At 62.6% G+C, this 18,128-nt stretch carries 17 protein-coding genes and 1 pseudogene; 15 read left to right on the top strand and 3 right to left on the bottom strand.

Going from position 1 to position 18,128, the window contains the following annotated elements; all coding sequences use genetic code 11:
- Window positions 1–12: 12 nt before the first annotated feature.
- The 6 genes from denD (at window position 13) to N0Q91_RS24585 (ending at window position 6,297) form a co-directional block, all read left to right on the top strand.
- On the top strand, window positions 13–996 hold the full coding sequence (gene denD / locus N0Q91_RS24610) for a D-erythronate dehydrogenase (protein ID WP_275599372.1): 984 nt from the start codon (window positions 13–15) through the stop codon (window positions 994–996).
- 1 nt (window position 997) lies between these two features.
- The gene (locus N0Q91_RS24605) at window positions 998–1,774 is read left to right on the top strand and encodes an SDR family oxidoreductase (protein WP_275599371.1); all 777 of its coding nucleotides are present in this window, start codon (window positions 998–1,000) and stop codon (window positions 1,772–1,774) included.
- Window positions 1,775–1,856: 82 nt separating this feature from the next.
- Window positions 1,857–2,924, top strand: a complete 1,068-nt coding sequence (locus N0Q91_RS24600) for an ABC transporter ATP-binding protein (protein WP_275599370.1) — start codon at window positions 1,857–1,859, stop codon at window positions 2,922–2,924.
- 134 nt (window positions 2,925–3,058) lie between these two features.
- Complete coding sequence (locus N0Q91_RS24595) at window positions 3,059–4,363, top strand: ABC transporter substrate-binding protein (RefSeq protein WP_018096271.1); 1,305 nt, start codon at window positions 3,059–3,061, stop codon at window positions 4,361–4,363.
- An 88-nt stretch (window positions 4,364–4,451) separates the two neighbouring features.
- Window positions 4,452–5,384, top strand: coding sequence for a carbohydrate ABC transporter permease (locus N0Q91_RS24590; RefSeq protein WP_010976183.1), 933 nt, complete (start codon window positions 4,452–4,454; stop codon window positions 5,382–5,384).
- A 13-nt stretch (window positions 5,385–5,397) separates the two neighbouring features.
- Entirely contained in the window at window positions 5,398–6,297 is a 900-nt protein-coding gene (locus N0Q91_RS24585; protein WP_003526374.1) for a carbohydrate ABC transporter permease, read from the top strand.
- A 7-nt stretch (window positions 6,298–6,304) separates the two neighbouring features.
- Here N0Q91_RS24585 and N0Q91_RS24580 read toward each other — a convergent pair.
- Window positions 6,305–6,962 (bottom strand): annotated as a pseudogene (locus N0Q91_RS24580) (DUF6064 family protein).
- Between the two features lie 37 nt (window positions 6,963–6,999).
- Window positions 7,000–7,914, bottom strand: coding sequence for an aldo/keto reductase (locus tag N0Q91_RS24575; protein WP_275599369.1), 915 nt, complete (start codon window positions 7,912–7,914; stop codon window positions 7,000–7,002).
- Between the two features lie 297 nt (window positions 7,915–8,211).
- On the opposite strand from N0Q91_RS24575, the gene N0Q91_RS24570 reads away from it, so the two are divergent.
- Entirely contained in the window at window positions 8,212–8,733 is a 522-nt protein-coding gene (locus N0Q91_RS24570) for a hypothetical protein (protein WP_275599368.1), read from the top strand.
- Window positions 8,734–9,215: 482 nt separating this feature from the next.
- On the opposite strand, the gene N0Q91_RS24565 is transcribed toward N0Q91_RS24570, so the two are convergent.
- Window positions 9,216–9,338 carry a hypothetical protein gene (locus tag N0Q91_RS24565; protein ID WP_013850378.1) on the bottom strand — a complete coding sequence of 41 codons (123 nt, stop codon included), beginning with the start codon at window positions 9,336–9,338 and terminating at the stop codon, window positions 9,216–9,218.
- Window positions 9,339–9,692: 354 nt separating this feature from the next.
- On the opposite strand from N0Q91_RS24565, the gene asnB reads away from it, so the two are divergent.
- The 8 genes from asnB to minE all read left to right on the top strand — a co-directional run bounded on the left by asnB (window position 9,693) and on the right by minE (window position 17,762).
- Window positions 9,693–11,630 carry an asparagine synthase (glutamine-hydrolyzing) gene (asnB, locus tag N0Q91_RS24560; RefSeq protein WP_275599367.1) on the top strand — a complete coding sequence of 646 codons (1,938 nt, stop codon included), beginning with the start codon at window positions 9,693–9,695 and terminating at the stop codon, window positions 11,628–11,630.
- A gap of 26 nt (window positions 11,631–11,656) precedes the next feature.
- A complete protein-coding gene (locus N0Q91_RS24555; protein ID WP_275599366.1) occupies window positions 11,657–11,923 on the top strand; it encodes an acyl carrier protein in 267 nt (88 codons plus the stop codon).
- Window positions 11,924–11,950: 27 nt separating this feature from the next.
- Window positions 11,951–13,498: a class I adenylate-forming enzyme family protein gene (locus N0Q91_RS24550; protein ID WP_275599365.1), complete on the top strand. Its 1,548-nt coding sequence runs from the start codon at window positions 11,951–11,953 to the stop codon at window positions 13,496–13,498.
- On the top strand, window positions 13,495–14,499 hold the full coding sequence (gene nadE / locus N0Q91_RS24545) for an NAD(+) synthase (RefSeq protein ID WP_275599364.1): 1,005 nt from the start codon (window positions 13,495–13,497) through the stop codon (window positions 14,497–14,499). Before N0Q91_RS24550 ends, nadE begins: the two co-directional genes overlap by 4 nt.
- Window positions 14,500–15,276: 777 nt before the next feature.
- Window positions 15,277–15,528 (top strand): YjiS-like domain-containing protein, encoded by a 252-nt coding sequence (locus N0Q91_RS24540; protein WP_275599363.1) that lies wholly within the window; start codon window positions 15,277–15,279, stop codon window positions 15,526–15,528.
- 316 nt (window positions 15,529–15,844) lie between these two features.
- Window positions 15,845–16,594: a septum site-determining protein MinC gene (gene minC / locus N0Q91_RS24535; protein WP_275599362.1), complete on the top strand. Its 750-nt coding sequence runs from the start codon at window positions 15,845–15,847 to the stop codon at window positions 16,592–16,594.
- Window positions 16,595–16,686: 92 nt separating this feature from the next.
- Complete coding sequence (gene minD, locus N0Q91_RS24530; protein ID WP_275599361.1) at window positions 16,687–17,502, top strand: septum site-determining protein MinD; 816 nt, start codon at window positions 16,687–16,689, stop codon at window positions 17,500–17,502.
- Window positions 17,499–17,762, top strand: coding sequence for a cell division topological specificity factor MinE (gene minE / locus N0Q91_RS24525; protein WP_003526351.1), 264 nt, complete (start codon window positions 17,499–17,501; stop codon window positions 17,760–17,762). Before minD ends, minE begins: the two co-directional genes overlap by 4 nt.
- Window positions 17,763–18,128 lie beyond the last annotated feature (366 nt).

Below are 18,128 nucleotides of genomic sequence, written 5' to 3'. Positions count from 1 at the left end.
GGTTCGCCGAATATGCATGTAATGGTCATAGGTGCCGCCGGCATGATCGGCCGGAAGCTGGTCGAAAGGCTGGCCGCGGAGCCCGGATCTCTGGGACGCGAGATCGCCAGCCTGACGTTGGCTGACGTGGCTGAGCCGCCCGTGCCTCCGGCGCTTTCGTCGCTTGCGACGACGCTTGCCATCGACCTGTCCACCGAGGGCAGCGCAGAGCGCCTGATCTCGTCGCGGCCCGACGTGATCTTCCACCTCGCGGCGATCGTCTCGGGAGAGGCGGAGGCCGACTTCGACAAAGGCTACCTGGTCAATCTCGACGGCACGCGTGCGCTCTTCGAGGCGATCCGCCGCGAGGGACAGCGCGAGCGCTACCTCCCGCGCGTCCTCTTCGCCTCCTCTATCGCCGTCTTCGGCCAGCCGTTCCCGGAAAAGATCGGCGACGAGTTCTTCACGACGCCGCTCACCAGTTACGGGACGCAAAAGGCGATCTGCGAGCTGCTGCTCGCCGATTATACCCGCCGCGGCTTCTTCGACGGTATCGGCATTCGGCTACCGACCATCTGCATACGGCCCGGAAAGCCGAACAAGGCCGCATCCGGCTTCTTTTCCAACATCCTGCGCGAGCCGCTCGTCGGCCAGGAGGCTATCCTGCCGGTGGACGAGAATGTCCGGCATTGGTTCGCGAGCCCGCGCTCGGCCGTGGGCTTCTTCATCCATGCGGCGCGAATGGATACCGATATCATCGGACCGCGGCGAAACCTCACCATGCCGGGGCTTTCGGCGCTGGTCGGCGAGGAGATAGAGGCGCTCGGCCGCATTGCCGGCCGGAAGGCCGTGGGCCTCATCCGCCGCGAACCGGACCCGGTGATCCGCACGATCGTCTCCGGCTGGGCGACCGACTTCGATGCCCGCCGTGCCCGAGAACTCGGCTTTACGGCCGAAAGCAATTTCGACGAGATCATCCGCATCCATATCGAAGACGAACTCGGAGGAAGGATCTGAGATGGCCCAGGCGAAGGGATCGGGCGAGGGCAGGATCGCGCTGGTCACGGGCGGCGGGACCGGTGTCGGCCGGGGCATAGCCCAGGCCTTGAGTGCGGAAGGCTACAGCGTCGTCATCACCGGCCGCCGTCCGGATGTTCTCGAGGCTGCGGCCGGCGAAATAGGCGGGGGGACCGGCAATATCGTCCGCGCGGTCGTCTGCGACGTCGGCGATCCGGATCAGGTCGCGGCTCTCTTCGCCGCCGTCCGGGCGGATTTCGGCCGGCTGGACCTCCTCGTCAACAATGCCGGCTCCAACGTGCCGCCCGTGCCACTCGAAGATGTGACCTTCGAACAGTGGAACGGTATCGTCGCGGCGAACCTGACGGGCGCCTTTCTGTGTACGCAACATGCCTTCCGGCTGATGAAGGCGCAAACGCCGCGGGGCGGCCGGATCATCAACAACGGCTCGATTTCCGCGCAGACGCCGCGGCCCAATTCGGCGCCCTATACCGCGACCAAGCACGCCATTACCGGCCTCACGAAATCGACGGCGCTCGATGGCCGGATGCACGACATCGCCTGCGGTCAGATCGACATAGGCAATGCTGCGACCGACATGACGGCGCGGATGAGCACCGGCGTGCTGCAGGCCAATGGCGAGGTTGCGGCGGAGCCGACGATACCGATCGAGCACATCGCCGAGGCGGTCGTCTACATGGCGAGCCTGCCGCTCTCGGCCAATGTTCTAACGATGACCGTGATGGCGACCAGGATGCCGCTGGTCGGCCGCGGATAAAGAGGTTTTCAGCCTGGCGCGATCGCGCAAACGATGAATTTGGCGGCCGCAAGGGTAAAGATCAGTTCTGGGAGGAACGCAAATGGCAGGCGTGGATTTTGTCGATGTTCGGAAGTCCTTCGGTGCTTTCCCTGTCATCAAGGGCGTGAACATCGAGATCGAGGATGGCGAGTTCGTCATTCTCGTCGGCCCTTCCGGTTGCGGCAAATCCACCTTGCTGCGGATGCTGGCGGGTCTCGAAAACATCACCGCGGGCGAAATTCGCATCGGCAATCAGGTGGTCAACCGATTGCCGCCGAAGGACCGCGACATCGCCATGGTGTTCCAGAACTATGCGCTCTATCCGCATATGACTGTCGCCGACAACATGGCCTTCTCCCTGATGCTGGCAAGCAGACCCAAATCCGAAATCGACAAGCGCGTCGGCGTGGCGGCCGAAATCCTCGGCCTTTCGAAGCTGCTGGACCGTTATCCGCGTCAGCTTTCCGGCGGTCAGCGACAGCGCGTCGCCATGGGGCGGGCGATCGTGCGCGACCCGCAGGTATTTCTCTTCGACGAACCGCTTTCCAACCTCGACGCGAAGCTGCGCGTCGCCATGCGCGCCGAGATCAAGGAATTGCATCAGCGGCTGAAAACCACGACCGTCTACGTGACGCACGACCAGATCGAGGCGATGACCATGGCCGACAAGATCGTCGTCATGCATGACGGCATCGTCGAGCAGATCGGCGCACCGCTCGAGCTCTACGACAACCCCGCCAATCTCTTCGTGGCCGGTTTCATCGGCTCGCCTGCGATGAACATGCTCAAGGGCCGCCTCGATCCGGGCAATCCGAATGCCTTCCTCACCGCCGACGGAACGGCTCTGCCCGTGACGCAGCCGGCGGCAGCGGCCCAAGGGCGCGATCTCGTCTACGGTCTCAGGCCCGAATACATGGCGCTCGACCCGAACGGGCTGCCGGCCGAAATCGCGGTAATCGAGCCGACCGGCTATGAGACGCAGCTGATCGCAAGGCTCGGTGGGCACCATGTGACCTGTGTTTTCCGCGAGAGGGTGAATGCCAAGCCCGGCGAAACGATCCATCTCGCGATCGATGCCGCGCATGTGCACTTGTTCGACGCCGGAACGGGACGGCGGCTGGTCGGCTGACGTCGCTGACGAAGGGAGGAGCCTTCGTGGCCCATAAAGATGCCAGGCAATGGCCGGCATCGCTCAAGCCGCATTCGCCAAGCGGGACGGTGAATGCCGGAGGAAGACGCTCCCGCATTTTGAGGAGGAGTAGCATGCCGATAAAGAGACGTGATTTTCTCGCAACCTCCGCCGCACTCGCCGGCGTTGCGGGTCTGGGCATCCGCCCGTCGTTCGCGCAGGCCGAGCCGAGCTACAAGCCGGAGGAGGGGGCAAGCCTCAGGCTTCTCAGATGGACGCCCTTCGTCAAGGGCGATGAAGACGCCTGGATCGCCAACACCAAGAAGTTCACGGAAGCCACGGGCGTCGAAGTCCGCATCGACAAGGAAAGCTGGGAGGACATCCGGCCGAAGGCGGCGGTTGCCGCCAATGTCGGCTCCGGTCCTGATATGGTGATGTGCTGGTTCGACGACGCACATCAATATCCCGACAAGCTCGTCGACCTGACGGAGCTCGCCGACTATCTCGGCAACAAATATGGAGGATGGTACGACGGCCTGAAGGGGTATGCGAGCCGCGACGGCCAGTTCATCGCCATGCCGCTGGCCGCGATCGGCAACGCCGTCTGCTACCGCGAGAGCCACATGAAGGCGGCCGGCTTCAGTGAATTCCCGAAGGACACGGCCGGCTTTCTCGAACTCTGCAAGGCCCTCAAGGCCAAGGGAACCCCGGCCGGTTTCCCCCACGGCAAAGCGGTTGGCGACGGCAACAACTACGCCCATTGGCTGCTGTGGAGCCATGGCGGCAAGATGGTCGACGAGAGCGGCAAGGTCACGATCAACAGCCCGGAGACGCTCGCAGCGGTCAACTACGCAAAGTCGCTATACGAGACCTTCATCCCGGGCACCGAAAGCTGGCTCGACATCAACAACAACCGCGCCTTCCTTGCGGGCCAGGTATCGCTGACGGCAAACGGCGTCTCGCTCTACTATGCGGCCAAGAAGGACGCGGCCCTTGCGGAGCTTGCGGCCGACATCCGCACGACCAACTTCCCCGTCGGTCCGGTCGGCCAGAGCGTCGAACTCCACCAGACGAGCTCGATCCTGCTCTTCAAGCACAGCAAGTATCCCGAGGCCGCCAAGGCCTATCTCAAGTTCATGATGGAAGCCGACCAGATGAACGCCTGGATCGAGGGATCGAGCGCCTATTGCTGCCAGCCGCTGAAGGCCTTTGCCGACAACCCGGTCTGGACCTCGGACCCGATCCACGCGCCATATGCGCGCGCCTCGGAGACGCTGCGGCCGAACGGCTACGCCGGACCGCTCGGCTATGCCTCGGCGGGCGTAATGGCCGACTACGTCCTGGTCGACATGTTCGCCAGTGCGGTCACCGGCCAGGCAACGCCGGAAGACGCCATCATCGAGGCCGAACGGCGGGCGAACCGCTATTATCGCGTCTGACCTCCCGCGGCCCACGGGCCGCCTCAAGCCGGCAGCAAACGCTGCCGGCAAATGCCTCGAGATCCGTTCCTCCAGCCGGAGAAGCCCGATGTCCTCCATAACGCCGTCCGGAAAGCCATCCACCACGGCTTCGCTGATGCAGAACAACAATGTGCTCGGCTTCCTGTTCATGCTGCCGGCAGCCGTCTTTCTGATCTGCTTTCTGACCTATCCGCTCGGGCTGGGCGTCTGGCTCGGCTTCACCGACACACGCATAGGCCGCGACGGCGTCTTCATCGGGATCGAGAATTACGAGTTCCTGGCCCGGGATTCGGTCTTCTGGCTCTCGGTCTACAACACGCTGCTCTACACCTTCGTGGCGTCGATCCTGAAATTCGTGCTCGGGCTCTGGCTGGCGCTGCTGCTGAACGAAAACCTGCCTTTCAAGTCCTTCTTCCGCGCGATCGTGCTCCTGCCCTGGGTCGTGCCGACGGTGCTTTCGGCGCTCGCCTTCTGGTGGATCTACGATTCGCAGTTTTCCATCATCTCCTGGTCGCTGATGCAGCTCGGGATCATCGACGGGCCGATCAACTTCCTGGGCGACCCGAACAACGCGCGCGCTTCCGTCATCGCCGCCAATGTCTGGCGCGGCATTCCCTTCGTGGCGATCTCGCTTCTGGCCGGCCTGCAGACGATCCCGGCTTCGCTGCAGGAGGCAGCCTCGCTCGACGGCGCCACCAGCTGGCAGCGTTTCCGCTATGTAACCCTGCCGATGCTGACCCCGATCATCGCGGTCGTCATGACCTTCTCGGTGCTCTTCACCTTCACCGATTTCCAGCTGATCTACGTGCTGACCAAGGGCGGGCCGGTCAATGCAACCCACCTGATGGCGACGCTCTCGTTCCAGCGCGGCATTCCGGGCGGGCAGCTCGGGGAGGGGGCGGCGATCGCCGTCGCCATGATCCCCTTCCTGCTTGCCGCCATCATGTTCAGCTTCTTCGGTCTGCAACGCCGCAAATGGCAGCAGGGCGGCCAGGATTGAGCGGGAGGACAAAATGAACACGACCACACGAACCGACGACGAGGTCCTCACCGACACGGCCGAGGGGATGAGCTACCTGAACCGCCTGCCGCGGCGGATCGTCGTGCTTTACCTGCCGATGGCGGTCTTCGTCTTCGTATTGCTCTTCCCCTTCTACTGGATGGCGATCACGGCGGTGAAGCCGAACGCGCAGCTGACCGACTACAACAATTACAGCCCTTTCTGGGTGGTCCGTCCGACGCTCGACCACATCAAGTATCTGCTCTTCGAGACCTCCTATCCGGGCTGGCTCTGGAACACGATGCTGGTGGCCGTAGGCTCGACCATCCTGTCGCTGGCCGCATCGGTTTTCGCGGCCTATGCGATCGAGCGGGTGCGCTTCACCGGCGCGCGGCCCGTCGGGCTGCTGATCTTCCTCGCCTATCTGGTGCCGCCGTCGATCCTGTTCATTCCGCTCGCCTTCATCGTCTTCAAATTCGGCATCTACGATTCCAAGCTGGCGCTGATCTTCACCTATCCGACGTTCCTCATACCGTTCTGCACATGGCTCCTGATGGGCTATTTCCGCTCGATCCCCTTCGAACTGGAAGAAAGCGCGCTGGTGGACGGAGCCACGCGCTGGCAGATTCTGGTCAAGATCATCCTGCCGCTCGCCGTGCCGGGCCTGATATCGGCCGGCATCTTCGCCTTCACGCTCTCGTGGAACGAGTTCATCTACGCGCTGACATTCATCCAGTCTTCGGAAAACAAGACAGTACCGGTCGGCGTGCTGACGGAACTGGTGCGCGGCGACGTCTTCGAATGGGGCGCACTGATGGCGGGCGCACTCTTCGGTTCGCTGCCAGTGGTCATTCTCTACTCCTTCTTCGTCGATTATTACGTCTCGTCGATGACGGGAGCGGTGAAGGAGTGAGCTCCCGTCAACGTCTGACGACGAGGAGGACAAATGTCGCGACGATCACCGCGAATGGCACCCAGGCGCCTGCATCCTCCATGGCCAGAAGGGTGAGCGCGCTGAAGACGCACCAGAGGACCGGAATGGGCAGAAGCAGCCACAGCTTCTGCGGCATGAGCGCCAGAAGGGCGCCGAGGGTCACGGCAACGGTCGGGTCCGGCATTGCCCCGAAGGTTTCGGCCGAGGCGGGCGCGCGGCCGGCAAGCAGCGGGCCGAAAGGATAGCCGAGCGAGCCGAAGACCATCAGGCCGATGCCGCCACGGCGGCGCAGGCTGTTCGCGGGCAATACGCCGCCTTGCGTCCACCGGACCGCGAGAAGCAGCAGACCGGCCTGCAGCATGAAGGCCGCCGTCGCATAGGACATCGCCCAGTTTATGGTGGAGTAACGCAGCCAGAGAAATTGCCACGCGCAGAAGAGCCAGGCCAGGGCGATCGTCGCCATGGCCGCGGCGCGGGCGCGCCGTCCGTCCGTCGCAGTGGCGAAAAGGATGGCAAGCGCGCCCGCGACGAAGACCGGCTGAAGCGGCCAGAAGTCCCTGATTGTAGCGTTCGACAAGGCGGAAATAGACGCGCGGCGAAAACATCAGGAAATCCGCGAGCGTGTAGGTCCCCCAGTCCGACATCACGTCAAATCCATATCACGTGCGACAGGATCGTGCTTCACAGCGCCTCCACATAGGCGGCCATGCGGCGGCGCAGCTTCTCGTCGGGCAGGATGCCTCTCGCAGCCTCCAGGTTCTCCCGTACATGGTCGACGCGCGTGGTCGCGGGGATTGCGCAGGTGACCGCCGGATGCGAAATGATGAACTTCAGGAGAAACTGCGCCCAGCTGCGGGCGCCGGTCTCGGCAATCCAAGACGGCAACGGTTCGTCTTCGACCTGCCGGATCAGATCGCCCTGTCGGAACGGCCGGTTGACGATCACGGCAATGCCCTTCTCCTGCGCCAGCGGCAAGATGCGCTCCTCCGCCTCGCGGTCGAGGATATTGTAGGTGACCTGGACGAAATCGATCGGCCGGGTCGCCATGACCTGCTCGATCTCACGGTGCCTGCGCCCCTCCGAGGTGGTGATGCCGACATAGCGCAGCCGGCCTGCCGCCTTCATGTCGAAGAGCGCGGGCAGGTGCTCTTCCCAGGAGACGAGATTGTGAACCTGCATGAGATCGAATTTCTCGACGCCCCAGTATTCCTTCGATGCCTCGATCTGGGCCGCGCCGTCGCCGGGATCCGATATCCAGACCTTTTCCGCCGAGAAGAGCCGCTTCGGATGTCCGAGCTTACGGAGGCCGTAGCCGATGGTCGGCTGGGAGGATCCGTACATCGGCGAGGAATCGATCATGCGACCGCCGCCTTCGAAGAAGGCAGCGATCACGGCGGCACATTCGTCCATCAGGACGGGGTCGTCTCCGACGTTGAAAGTGATCCAGGTGCCGAGGCCGACCAGCGGCAGCGCTTCTTCGCTCTTCGGTATGACGCGCGTCGTGAGGTCGGCAGCCTGGCCCCGCGCCCGCGGCATGAGCGGCAGCGACATACCTATGCCCAGCCCCTGGACGACTGCGCGCCGCGTGAAGGTCATCGCTCGCTCCCTTCGGCCCGAAACTCTCGAGCCTGTGGCTCATGGGGCGGGATAATAACCCCTGCGGCGCTACTCTGCAGCCACGAAGTCGTGAGCGCGGTGCAGTTAAAGACCGGGAAAGGATCGAGAGGACCGGCCCCGAGCACGGTGAATTCTGGCCGCCGAGCCTGAATTCCCGGCGGACCGCGGGGTGTGTTTCGGCGGGCGCGGTTGTGCTGCCCGATATGGCGGAATTTCGGATCGTCGATAGTGGAACGCGATGATCGGTAATCTGGGGGACGAAGCGGACTAGCTCCTATGCGCATTCCGCGGAATCGTGGATGGCTCCAGTTCATTGATACCGTCGATGCGCTGATCGTTCGCAGGAACGGCCTCGATCTCGAGATTGTGCTTTGCATGGCGCATGTGCTGCCATTCCTTCTCGAGGCGCAGGAATACGTCCGTCGGCATGAATTTTCTCTGCATTCGACCCTCCACGCGGCTGCGTCGAAGAACACGCAAGGAACTGCTTTGTTCCCGCGCCATTATGCAAAACGTGAAAATATAGCGTCCTGGTATGCCTCGAACTGGCCTGACCCGATAGGTGAACCCGCGCTGCTGCTGATCGGTTATGCGGCGGGGTCCACCTATCGTCCCCTCGAAACTGGTGAGGCCGCCTCCTCAATAGCATTCGGCGGGCGGCCTCAAGGCATACGCCTCAACCCGGATTTCACTCCCGGGGCGCGCTCGCGTCAAGGTTTAGCGTTTACTCAATTCGAGTTAGAAAAGATGTATCGGGCGCGTTTGCCTGCCGGGCAAGCCGAATGCGCGACGGCCTAAGTCCTGTTGAGATTCGGTCCACCCGCCGCGGTTTGACCGCCTCATTCCTGTGTTTGTAACAGGAATGCAGCCAGACCAGGTCCTTGGGCTGAAAGAACGATTCCCGCGCCGCAGACGCGGCGCTGCTGGATCCCTGTGACGAGCACAGGGATGAGGGTAGAGAGGGTGCAACCCCTCGGCGGGTTTCATTGCGTCACAGGTTGATCATCCCCCGCATATTCGCAAGTGAAAGCTGTAGCAGTCGCACATCCCCGGTCCCTCATTCCTGTGCTTGTCACAGGAATCCAGCCAGACCAAGTCCTTGGGCTGAAACAACTCTTCCCGCGCAGCAGACGCGGCCTGTTCTCATCCCTGTGACAAGCACAGGGATGAGAACGAAGGAGAGATTGCCGAAAAGTCGCTGTAGCACTTTGAGGTACTGCATGTTTTTGTCCTTTGATCGGCTACGATCAATAGAAACATGCAGTGGCGCTCGCTCAGGCCTAGATGGTCTGCAGCGTCCAGGATGCCGCGCCGGCGATAAGCCCAAGGGCGAGGGCAATGGCGATCGCATATCTCATCATCTTCATCCGACGTGTCCGCTCGCCGGTCCAATCGTAGCTCATCATGTGCTCCGAGATGTGCAGCTCAAACGTTAAGATTGGACGCTTTTTCTTAACAAAATGGAAACTGCGCGGTTCCACGCCTCGAGGCCTGCAATGTGAAAGAACCTGGGTGGCGCGCGGTCCCGTTATCCATCCGTTAAGATTGGATGATTTGTTGATGCATCCCATTTTAGTAAAATAAGCATAAAAACGTATCAAAGTAAATGTGAATATTATGCGGGAAGGGATGCAGTGATTATTATCGAGGCCAAGAAGACAATTTACCATTATTGAAAAAAGCCCCGCTGATTAACTATTCTCGCCGGTATTCAGTCTATATTTAGGGTGTCATTGCGGGCGTGAGAGCGAATAGGCATGTGCGGACTCGGCGGGTATCTTGGTTCAATACGGGACGGTAAGCCCCTTCTCGAGAGGATGACGGCCGCGATCGGCCACCGCGGGCCGGACGAGCGTGGGATCTTCACCGTGCCGGGTGTGGGCCTCGGTCATGTCCGGCTGTCGATTGTGGGGCTTGGGGACGGCCAGCAGCCGATGTCCGACCCGAGCGGCGAGCTGACGATCGCCTTCAACGGCGAAATCTTCAACTATGTGGAGTTGCGCGATGACCTGCGCGCCAGGGGCCGCCGTTTCCGCACCTCCAGCGATACGGAGGTGATCCTCCATCTTTACGAAGAGATGGGCGCGGATTGTCTTTCCCTCCTCAACGGCGACTTCGCCTTTGCGATCTGGGACGCACGCCGGCGCCGGATGGTGCTCGCGCGCGACCGCATGGGTGTGCGTCCACTCTTCCACACGTTGAAAGGCGGCACGCTCTATTTCGCATCCGAGGTCAAGGCGCTCCTCGAAGTTCCGGGGGTCTCCGCAGAGATCGACCCGATCGCGCTCGACCAGATATTCACCCTGTGGGCGCCGATCGCGCCGCGCACACCCTTCCGTGACATCCACGAGCTCGAGCCCGGGCATCTGATGATCGCCGATCAGAACGGCATCACGACACGGCCCTATTGGCAGCTCGATTATCCGGACCGCGACGAGCGCTCTGCCTACGCGGAGGAAAGCCGCGCTGCGGACGAACTGCGCGCGCTCCTGACGGACGCGACGCGGATCCGCATGCGGGCCGATGTGCCCGTCGGCGCCTATCTTTCCGGCGGCCTCGATTCGTCGATAATCTCGGCGTTGGCGGCCGGGATGACGTCCCAAGGCTTGCGCACCTTCTCCGTCACCTTCGACAGCGCGGAGCATGACGAAAGCGCATTCCAGGAGGAGATGGCAGCGGCACTCGGAACCGAGCACAGGGCTGTCGCATGCCGCGCCGGCGACATCGCCAGGGACTTTCCCGATGTCATCCGCTTTACGGAGAAGCCGATCATCCGCACTGCGCCCGCACCGCTCTACAAATTGTCCGGCCTGGTGCGGGAAGCGGGTCTGAAAGTGGTGCTGACGGGCGAGGGCGCCGACGAGGTGTTCGCCGGTTATGACATCTTCAAGGAAGCGCGCGTTCGCCGCTTCTGCGGCCGGCAACCTGGCTCGCGCCTCAGGCCGCACCTCTTCCGCAAGCTCTACCCCTATCTGCCCGGTTTGCAGCAGCAATCGGCCGAGTATCTCGCCGCCTTTTTCGGCGCCGGCGACGTGGCCCTCGACGACCCGCTCTTTTCGCATCGGCCACGCCTCAAGGGCACGGCGGCAACCAAGATGTTCTTCTCTTCGGACCTGCGTGCCGAACTCAAGGGTTATGATGCGGCGGAAGAGTTGGTCAGTCGGCTCCCCGCCGCCTTTGGCCGCTGGCATCCGCTGCATCAGGCCCAGTATCTCGAAAGCCGCTTCCTGCTGCCCGGATATATTCTCTCGAGCCAGGGCGACCGCATGGCGATGGCGCATGGGATCGAGGGCCGTTTCCCGTTCCTCGACCACCGCCTCGTCGAATTCGCCGCAAAGCTGCCGCCGGACATGAAACTCAGAGGGCTCGTCGAGAAGCATATCCTGCGCGAAGCGACGAAAGATCTGCTGCCGCCGGCGATCGGCCGGCGGACGAAGCAGCCCTATCGCGCTCCGGACAGCCACTCCTTCAGCGGCGCGGGCGAACTCGACTATGTGCGGTCGGCCATGAGCGAGGACGCGGTCGCCGCCGGTGGGCTCTTCAACGCCAAAGCGGTAACGAAACTCTACGAGAAATGCCAGTCGCGCCCGGCCTCCGGTTTCCGCGACAACGCGGCCTTCGTCGGCGTCCTCTCGACGCAACTCTGGCTGCAGACATTCACCGGCACCAGCCTTCGCAAGGCTGAGGCCGCGTAAAAACCCTTGGAGAAAAGGATAGTGAAATGACCCAAGCGATTAAGGACAAGGTCAAGGCATTCGTCATCGAGAACTTTCTCTTCGGCGACAGCGCATACGAACTCGCCGACGACGCTTCGCTGATCGAGAACGACATCATCGATTCGACCGGCGTTCTGGAACTGGTCGCCTTCATCGAAGACGATTTCGGGATCGTGATGGCCGATGCCGACATCGTCCCGCAAAATCTCAACTCGCTCGCGCGGATTTCGGCGTTCATCGAAGCGAAAGCCGCCGTGCCGGTCTCGGCGTAAGCGGCGAAGGGCGGGGGCATCACCATCATGCGGTTCGAGCAATTCCTCATCAGGAACGCCGCGGCAAACGGGGCAAAGACGGCGCTGGTCACCGATCGCCGGCGGCTGGGCTATGCCGAACTCGACGATCTTTCGAGCCGCCTCGCCGCCGCTCTTGCCGAAAGCGGCGTGAAGCGGAACGACCGGGTTCTCGTCTTCATGGACAATTGCTGGGAGGCGGCCGTCGCGATCTTCGCGATCCTCAAGGCCGGTGCGACCTTCAGCCCGATCAATGCTTCGACCAAGGCGGACAAGCTTGCCTATATCGTCGCCGATTGCAAGGCGGCGGCTATCCTGACGCAGGCCAAGCTGATGCCGGTCGTTGCCGAGGCGCTGGCGCTTGCTCGGGGCCATGCGCCATTCGTCGCTTCGACCGCGGGTCCGGGGGGCCGCATACCGGACGGTGCCGCTTCCTTTGAGGAATGCCTGACGGTTGCGCCTGCGCCCGTCCGCCACGGCGGCATCGACGTCGACCTCGGCATGCTGATCTATACCTCGGGCTCGACGGGCCGTCCCAAGGGCGTGATGATGACGCATCGCAATATCGATGCGGCTTCGGAGTCGATCACCTCCTATCTCCAGAACACGCCTGACGACATCATCCTGAACGTGCTGCCGCTCGCCTTCGACTACGGGCTCTATCAGCTGCTGATGGCGATCCGGCTCGGCGCGACGCTCGTACTCGAAAAGTCATTCGCCTTCCCGCAGGCGATCTTCGACCGTATCCGGACCGAAGGGGTTACCGGCTTCCCGCTGGTGCCGACCATGGCGGCAATGATCCTGCAGATGCGTGACCTCGAACCCGGCTTCCTGCCGAGCCTTCGTTTTCTCTCCAATACCGCGGCAGCACTGCCGCCGGCGCATATCGCCCGCCTGAGAGAGCTTTTCCCGGGCGCCCGGCTCTATTCCATGTACGGACTGACGGAATGCAAGCGCTGCACCTATCTGCCGCCGGAAGAGCTCGACCGGCGGCCGGGTTCCGTCGGGATCGCGATACCGAACACCGAAGCCTTCGTGGTCGATGACGAGGGGAACCGGGTGCCGCCCGGTGTAGCCGGCGAACTGGTCATTCGCGGCCCGCATGTGATGCAGGGCTACTGGCGCAATGACGCCGCGACCGAGCGCATGCTCCGCCCCGGCCCTAATCCATGGGAAAAGGTGCTTCACACCGGTGACCTGTTCCGTACCGACGAGGAGGGTTTCCTCTATTTCGTCGGCCGCAAGGACGACATCATCAAGACGCGCGGCGAAAAGGTCGCGCCCAAGGAGGTCGAGACCGTGCTGCATGCGCATCCCGGAATTGCCGAGGCCGTGGTCATCGGTGTTCCCGATCCGGTGCTTGGGGCCGCGATCGGCGCTCTCGTCGTGCTGTCGGACCCGACGCTGACGGAGAAGGACATCATCCGTCATTGCAGCCGCCATCTCGAGGATTTCATGGTGCCGAAGATCGTCGAATTCCGCACCGAATTGCCGAAGACGGATACAGGAAAAGTCAGCCGCCGCCTTGCGGCCGAAACATTGGAGCCCGCAGAATGAATATCCGACCGGACCAGAACAGGCTCGTCTTCTCGGCCGACACGCTGAAAATCGACGAAGCTGCGGAAGCCGAACGTATAGTTGCCGGATTGCGGGCCCAGTTGCGCAGCCTGCGCAAACGCGGCCTCGTCCTCGGCCTTTCCGGCGGCATCGATTCGAGCGTCTCGGTCGCGCTGGCCGTGCGCGCCGTCGGTGCGAAGAACGTCTTCTGTCTCTTCATGCCGGAAAACGATTCCGATCCGGAAAGCCTGCACCTCGGCCGGCTGGTCGCCGAGACGTTCGGTGTCGAGGCGGTGGTCGAGGACATCGGACCGACGCTCGACGCCATGGGCTGCTATCGGCGGCGTGACGCCTTCATTCGCGAACTCGTCCCCGATTACGGGCCGGGCTGGGCGTCGAAGATCGTCATCGCCAATGCGCTCGAAGGCAACGGCTACAACATTTCCTCGCTCGTGGTGCAGGACCCCGAGGGGAAGCAGACGAAGCTGCGCATGCCGCCTTCCGTCTATCTCGGGATCGTCGCCGCGACGAACATGAAGCAGCGCACCCGCAAGCAGATCGAATACTACCATGCCGACCGGCTGAACTTTGCCGTGCTCGGCACGCCGAACAGGCTGGAATACGATCAGGGCTTCTTCGTCAAGAACGGCGATGGCGCGGCGGACGTCAAGCCGATCGCCCATCTTTACAAGTCGCAGGTCTATGCGCTTGCCGGTTATCTCGGCGTTCCCGAGGAAATCCGGCGCCGGCCGCCGACCACCGACACCTATTCGCTCGAGCAGACGCAGGAAGAGTTCTATTTCTCGCTGCCTTATGACCGAATGGATCTGTGCCTCTTCGGCCTCAACAACGGGCTCAGCGCCGACGAGGTCGGACGCGCAGCAAATCTGGGCGCGGCTCAGGTCGAGCGCGTCTGGGCGGATATTGCCGCCAAGCGCAAGGCCACGCGCTACCTGCATCTCGGGCCGCAGCTGGTGCAGCCGGTCGAGGAGATCGAGTAAGAATCCGATCGCACGCCCCGTCCTTAAACGGGGCGTGCGATCGGCCGGCTTTATTGAGAGGGTGCAGGTGTCGTCGGTGCCGGTGCCGGTTCTGTGGGCGCGGGCTCCGTCGTCGCCGGGGGAGTCGTTTCAGTCGCCGGGGGCGTTTCAGCCGTCCCTGGCATGAAGAATATGACCGCGAGAATGATAATCGCGAGCACGATAATGCCAATGATAACGTTGCGGTTCATGGTGTTTTCTCCGCTGCTGACGATCATCTTCGATCGACTGCACGACGGCGAGTAGAGAATCGGCCGCCATGCGTTCAACCGGAGATGCGCCGTTAGCGTAACATGAGTCTCGCCAAGCAATAATAGATGCAGTTGAACGACGTGCCTTGCCGCACGGATGCGCCTTCTCATGCGAAGACTGTTGTATTCCCGCAACAGGGATGAAGCGCCGATTGCAATTCGAAATTGAGTGCTTGCCGATCGGCCTGTCTCGTGCGAGGATCACCTCATCCGCAATTCAAATCAGAGGAGGCGTAAGATGAATTCCAATCTCGTGTTTGTGCGCCTCTGTGGCGGAACGGCTATCGTGCCTTCGATGCGACGCGCATCTGGCTTCAGCCGCTACTGATCTGAGGCTCACAAGCCCGCATCTCCGCCATTTGGCGCCTCCCTTTTAACTGACGTGACCGGCTGACGGGACAATTGTTCGCATTGTTGCGTTCCGCATCCGCACGTCTTTTGATCCTCGAAAGGACCTGGCTGCATCACCGCGCCGGGACGGACAGTCATGCGTGAACCACAAGCAATAGTTGTCGAACCCCTCGCGGCGGCGGCCGATGAGCTTTACCGTAAATTCGGCGTCTGGAAGACCGCACGGGCACTGATGTCGGCCGCATGGAGGCGCCATCAGGCGCAAAACCAGATCTCTCACCTGTCGAATCGGATGCGCCGCGATATCGGCCTTCCGGAGGCGGAGGAGGAATTTCCCATCTGGGACATAGACGCCTTCATCCAGGCCAGGGCAAGGCATCCGGATTGATCTGGAGGCAAACCCTGAGAAGTGCGGGGGAGAGGTTCGCAGGGTCTCTCTCCCCCGTTTACGGGGCAGCGGTCAATTCTTCCCGCATGGGCATCCCGCCTTCGTCAGCCCTGTGCAAGCTCCCCTCGTCACCATGCTGCCTAGAACTGGTCGCCGGTTCCGTCGAGTCTCATCTTGGACAGACGGGCTCGCGCGTGACGGAAACTTCCCGTCGTGCAGGGGCGAAACGGACCGAAGATCAGGCAAAGAAGGAGGCCCGGTTAACTGTTTGTTAACCATGGCTCGCCTACATCTTGGCAACCAAAAATTAACGAAGATGACCAAAGTGCTAACAGACGCTCGCTCGATCCGCATCAAGGGCCGCTCCTTCCTGGCGCTGGTGCTTTCCCCGGAACTGCCGCTCGACTGGTGGCTTGGCCGGCTCGATGACCTCGCTTCGCGTTCGGCGGGCTTCTTCCTGGGGCGCCCGGTGGTGCTCGATGTGGCAGATCTCGAGATCGACCGGAAACAGTTGAAGAGCCTGCTCGACGAGCTCGGCCAGCGCAATGTCAGGGTCATGGGGATCGAAGGCGGACGTCCCTCGCTTTTCGAGCCGGGGATGCCGCCTGCCATGAAGGGCGGCCGGCCGGCTCCCGATTTCGAAGTACCCGAGGCCGATCCGGCCGATCCGCCGAAGGCCGGCAGGGGAAAGGCCGCTGCGCCGATTACGTCGGAGGACGTTCAGCCGGTTCGGGCGACGGCATCGATCATCGTCCGGGAACCGGTTCGGTCCGGACAGTCGGTCATCTTCCCGGAAGGCGACGTGACGGTGGTCGGCTCCGTCGCATCCGGCGCGGAGATCGTCGCAGGAGGTTCAGTCCATATCTACGGGACGCTCCGAGGGCGGGCGCTGGCAGGCTCGGTCGGAAACGCGTCTGCGCGCATCTTCTGCCGCCGGCTCGAAGCGGAACTGCTGGCAATCGACGGCGTCTACAAGACGGCCGAGGACATGGCCCCCAATCTGCGCGGGCAGTCGGTCCAGCTGTGGCTGGAAGGCGATTCGATCATGGCAGAAAGACTGAACTGAGCCGGTCGCCGGCTGATTTATAGAATTAGAGCGGGGATGCGGGCGGAAACCGCTCACAGTTTTCCTCCCGCTCTGACAACAGGAGCGGGAAGATGGCGAAAGTAGTTGTAGTTACATCTGGAAAGGGCGGCGTCGGCAAGACGACGTCAACCGCCGCACTGGGTGCGGCGCTGGCGCAGCGCAACGAGAAAACGGTCGTCGTCGATTTTGACGTCGGGCTGCGCAATCTCGACCTCGTCATGGGCGCCGAGCGCCGGGTCGTCTACGACCTCGTCAACGTGATCCAGGGCGACGCGAAGCTGCCGCAGGCGCTGATCCGCGACAAACAACTCGACACCCTCTTCCTGCTGCCGGCATCGCAGACCCGCGACAAGGACAGCCTGACCCCCGAGGGCGTCGAGCGGGTGATGGAAGAGCTCAAGAAACACTTCGACTGGATCATTTGCGACAGCCCGGCCGGGATTGAGCGCGGCGCGACGCTCGCGATGCGCCACGCCGACCTCGCCGTCATCGTCACCAATCCGGAAGTCTCATCGGTCCGCGACTCCGATCGCATCATCGGCCTGCTCGATGCCAAGACCGAAAGGGCAGAGCGCGGAGAGCGGGTCGAGAAGCACCTGCTGCTGACGCGCTACGACGCCGTCCGCGCCGAGCGCGGCGACATGCTCAAGGTCGATGACGTTCTCGAGATCCTGTCGATCCCGCTCATCGGAATCGTTCCTGAAAGCATGGACGTTCTCAAGGCTTCCAACCTCGGTGCCCCGGTGACGCTCGCCGACAGCAGCAGCGCTCCGGCACGCGCCTATCTGGATGCCGCGCGCCGCCTTGCGGGGGAAACGGTGCCGATGACCATTCCCGGCGAGAAGCGCGGCTTCCTGGGCAAGATATTCGGACGGAGGGCAGCATGAGCATTTTCCGTTTCTTCAGCAAGCAGACCTCGGCGCCGACGGCGCGCGAGCGCCTGCAGGTGCTGCTGGCGCATGAGCGGGCGTCGGTCGGCCAGTCGGACCTCGTTGCGGTGCTCCGGGAAGAAATTCTCGCGGTCATCGCCAAGCATGTCCAGGTCGACCGCGACAAGGTTAACGTCACGATGGAACGCGGCGAGCACGTCACCACGCTCGAAGTCGACATCGAGATACCGATGAAGGCGGGCGTGCGGGCGGCCTGAGCCGGCCGCAGCGGCACCATGGTCCGGCCAGGTTGCGCGAATGGCAACCGGATGGATATCCCTTCCTGCAGCCTCTCGTTCGGGAGGCTGCAGTACGGCTTTCGCCTGGCCACCGCGCCCCGTCGTCGGACTTTCGTCCGAATCACATCGGACGATCGTCCGACCGGCGAAAGCGAAACGTCTGAGACACCCCGATTGCAGTTGACGCACCGGTCAAGCCGTGACCAAAGATGGCGCAACAGCCGGCGAAAGCGAATGTCGGGCTTTCCCGGTGGACTGTTGTCGGGTCGGCGACGACGCCGACGATCGGTGATAGCGTCAAGGCATTCGCGAGACCGCGATCAGGCGCATCCCGGTAAAAACTCT

Source organism: Sinorhizobium prairiense (assembly GCF_029201645.2).
GTDB lineage: Bacteria > Pseudomonadota > Alphaproteobacteria > Rhizobiales > Rhizobiaceae > Sinorhizobium > Sinorhizobium meliloti_A.
Note: the sequence above shows the minus strand (reverse complement) of the source record. Positions and strands in the feature narration are given on the sequence as shown.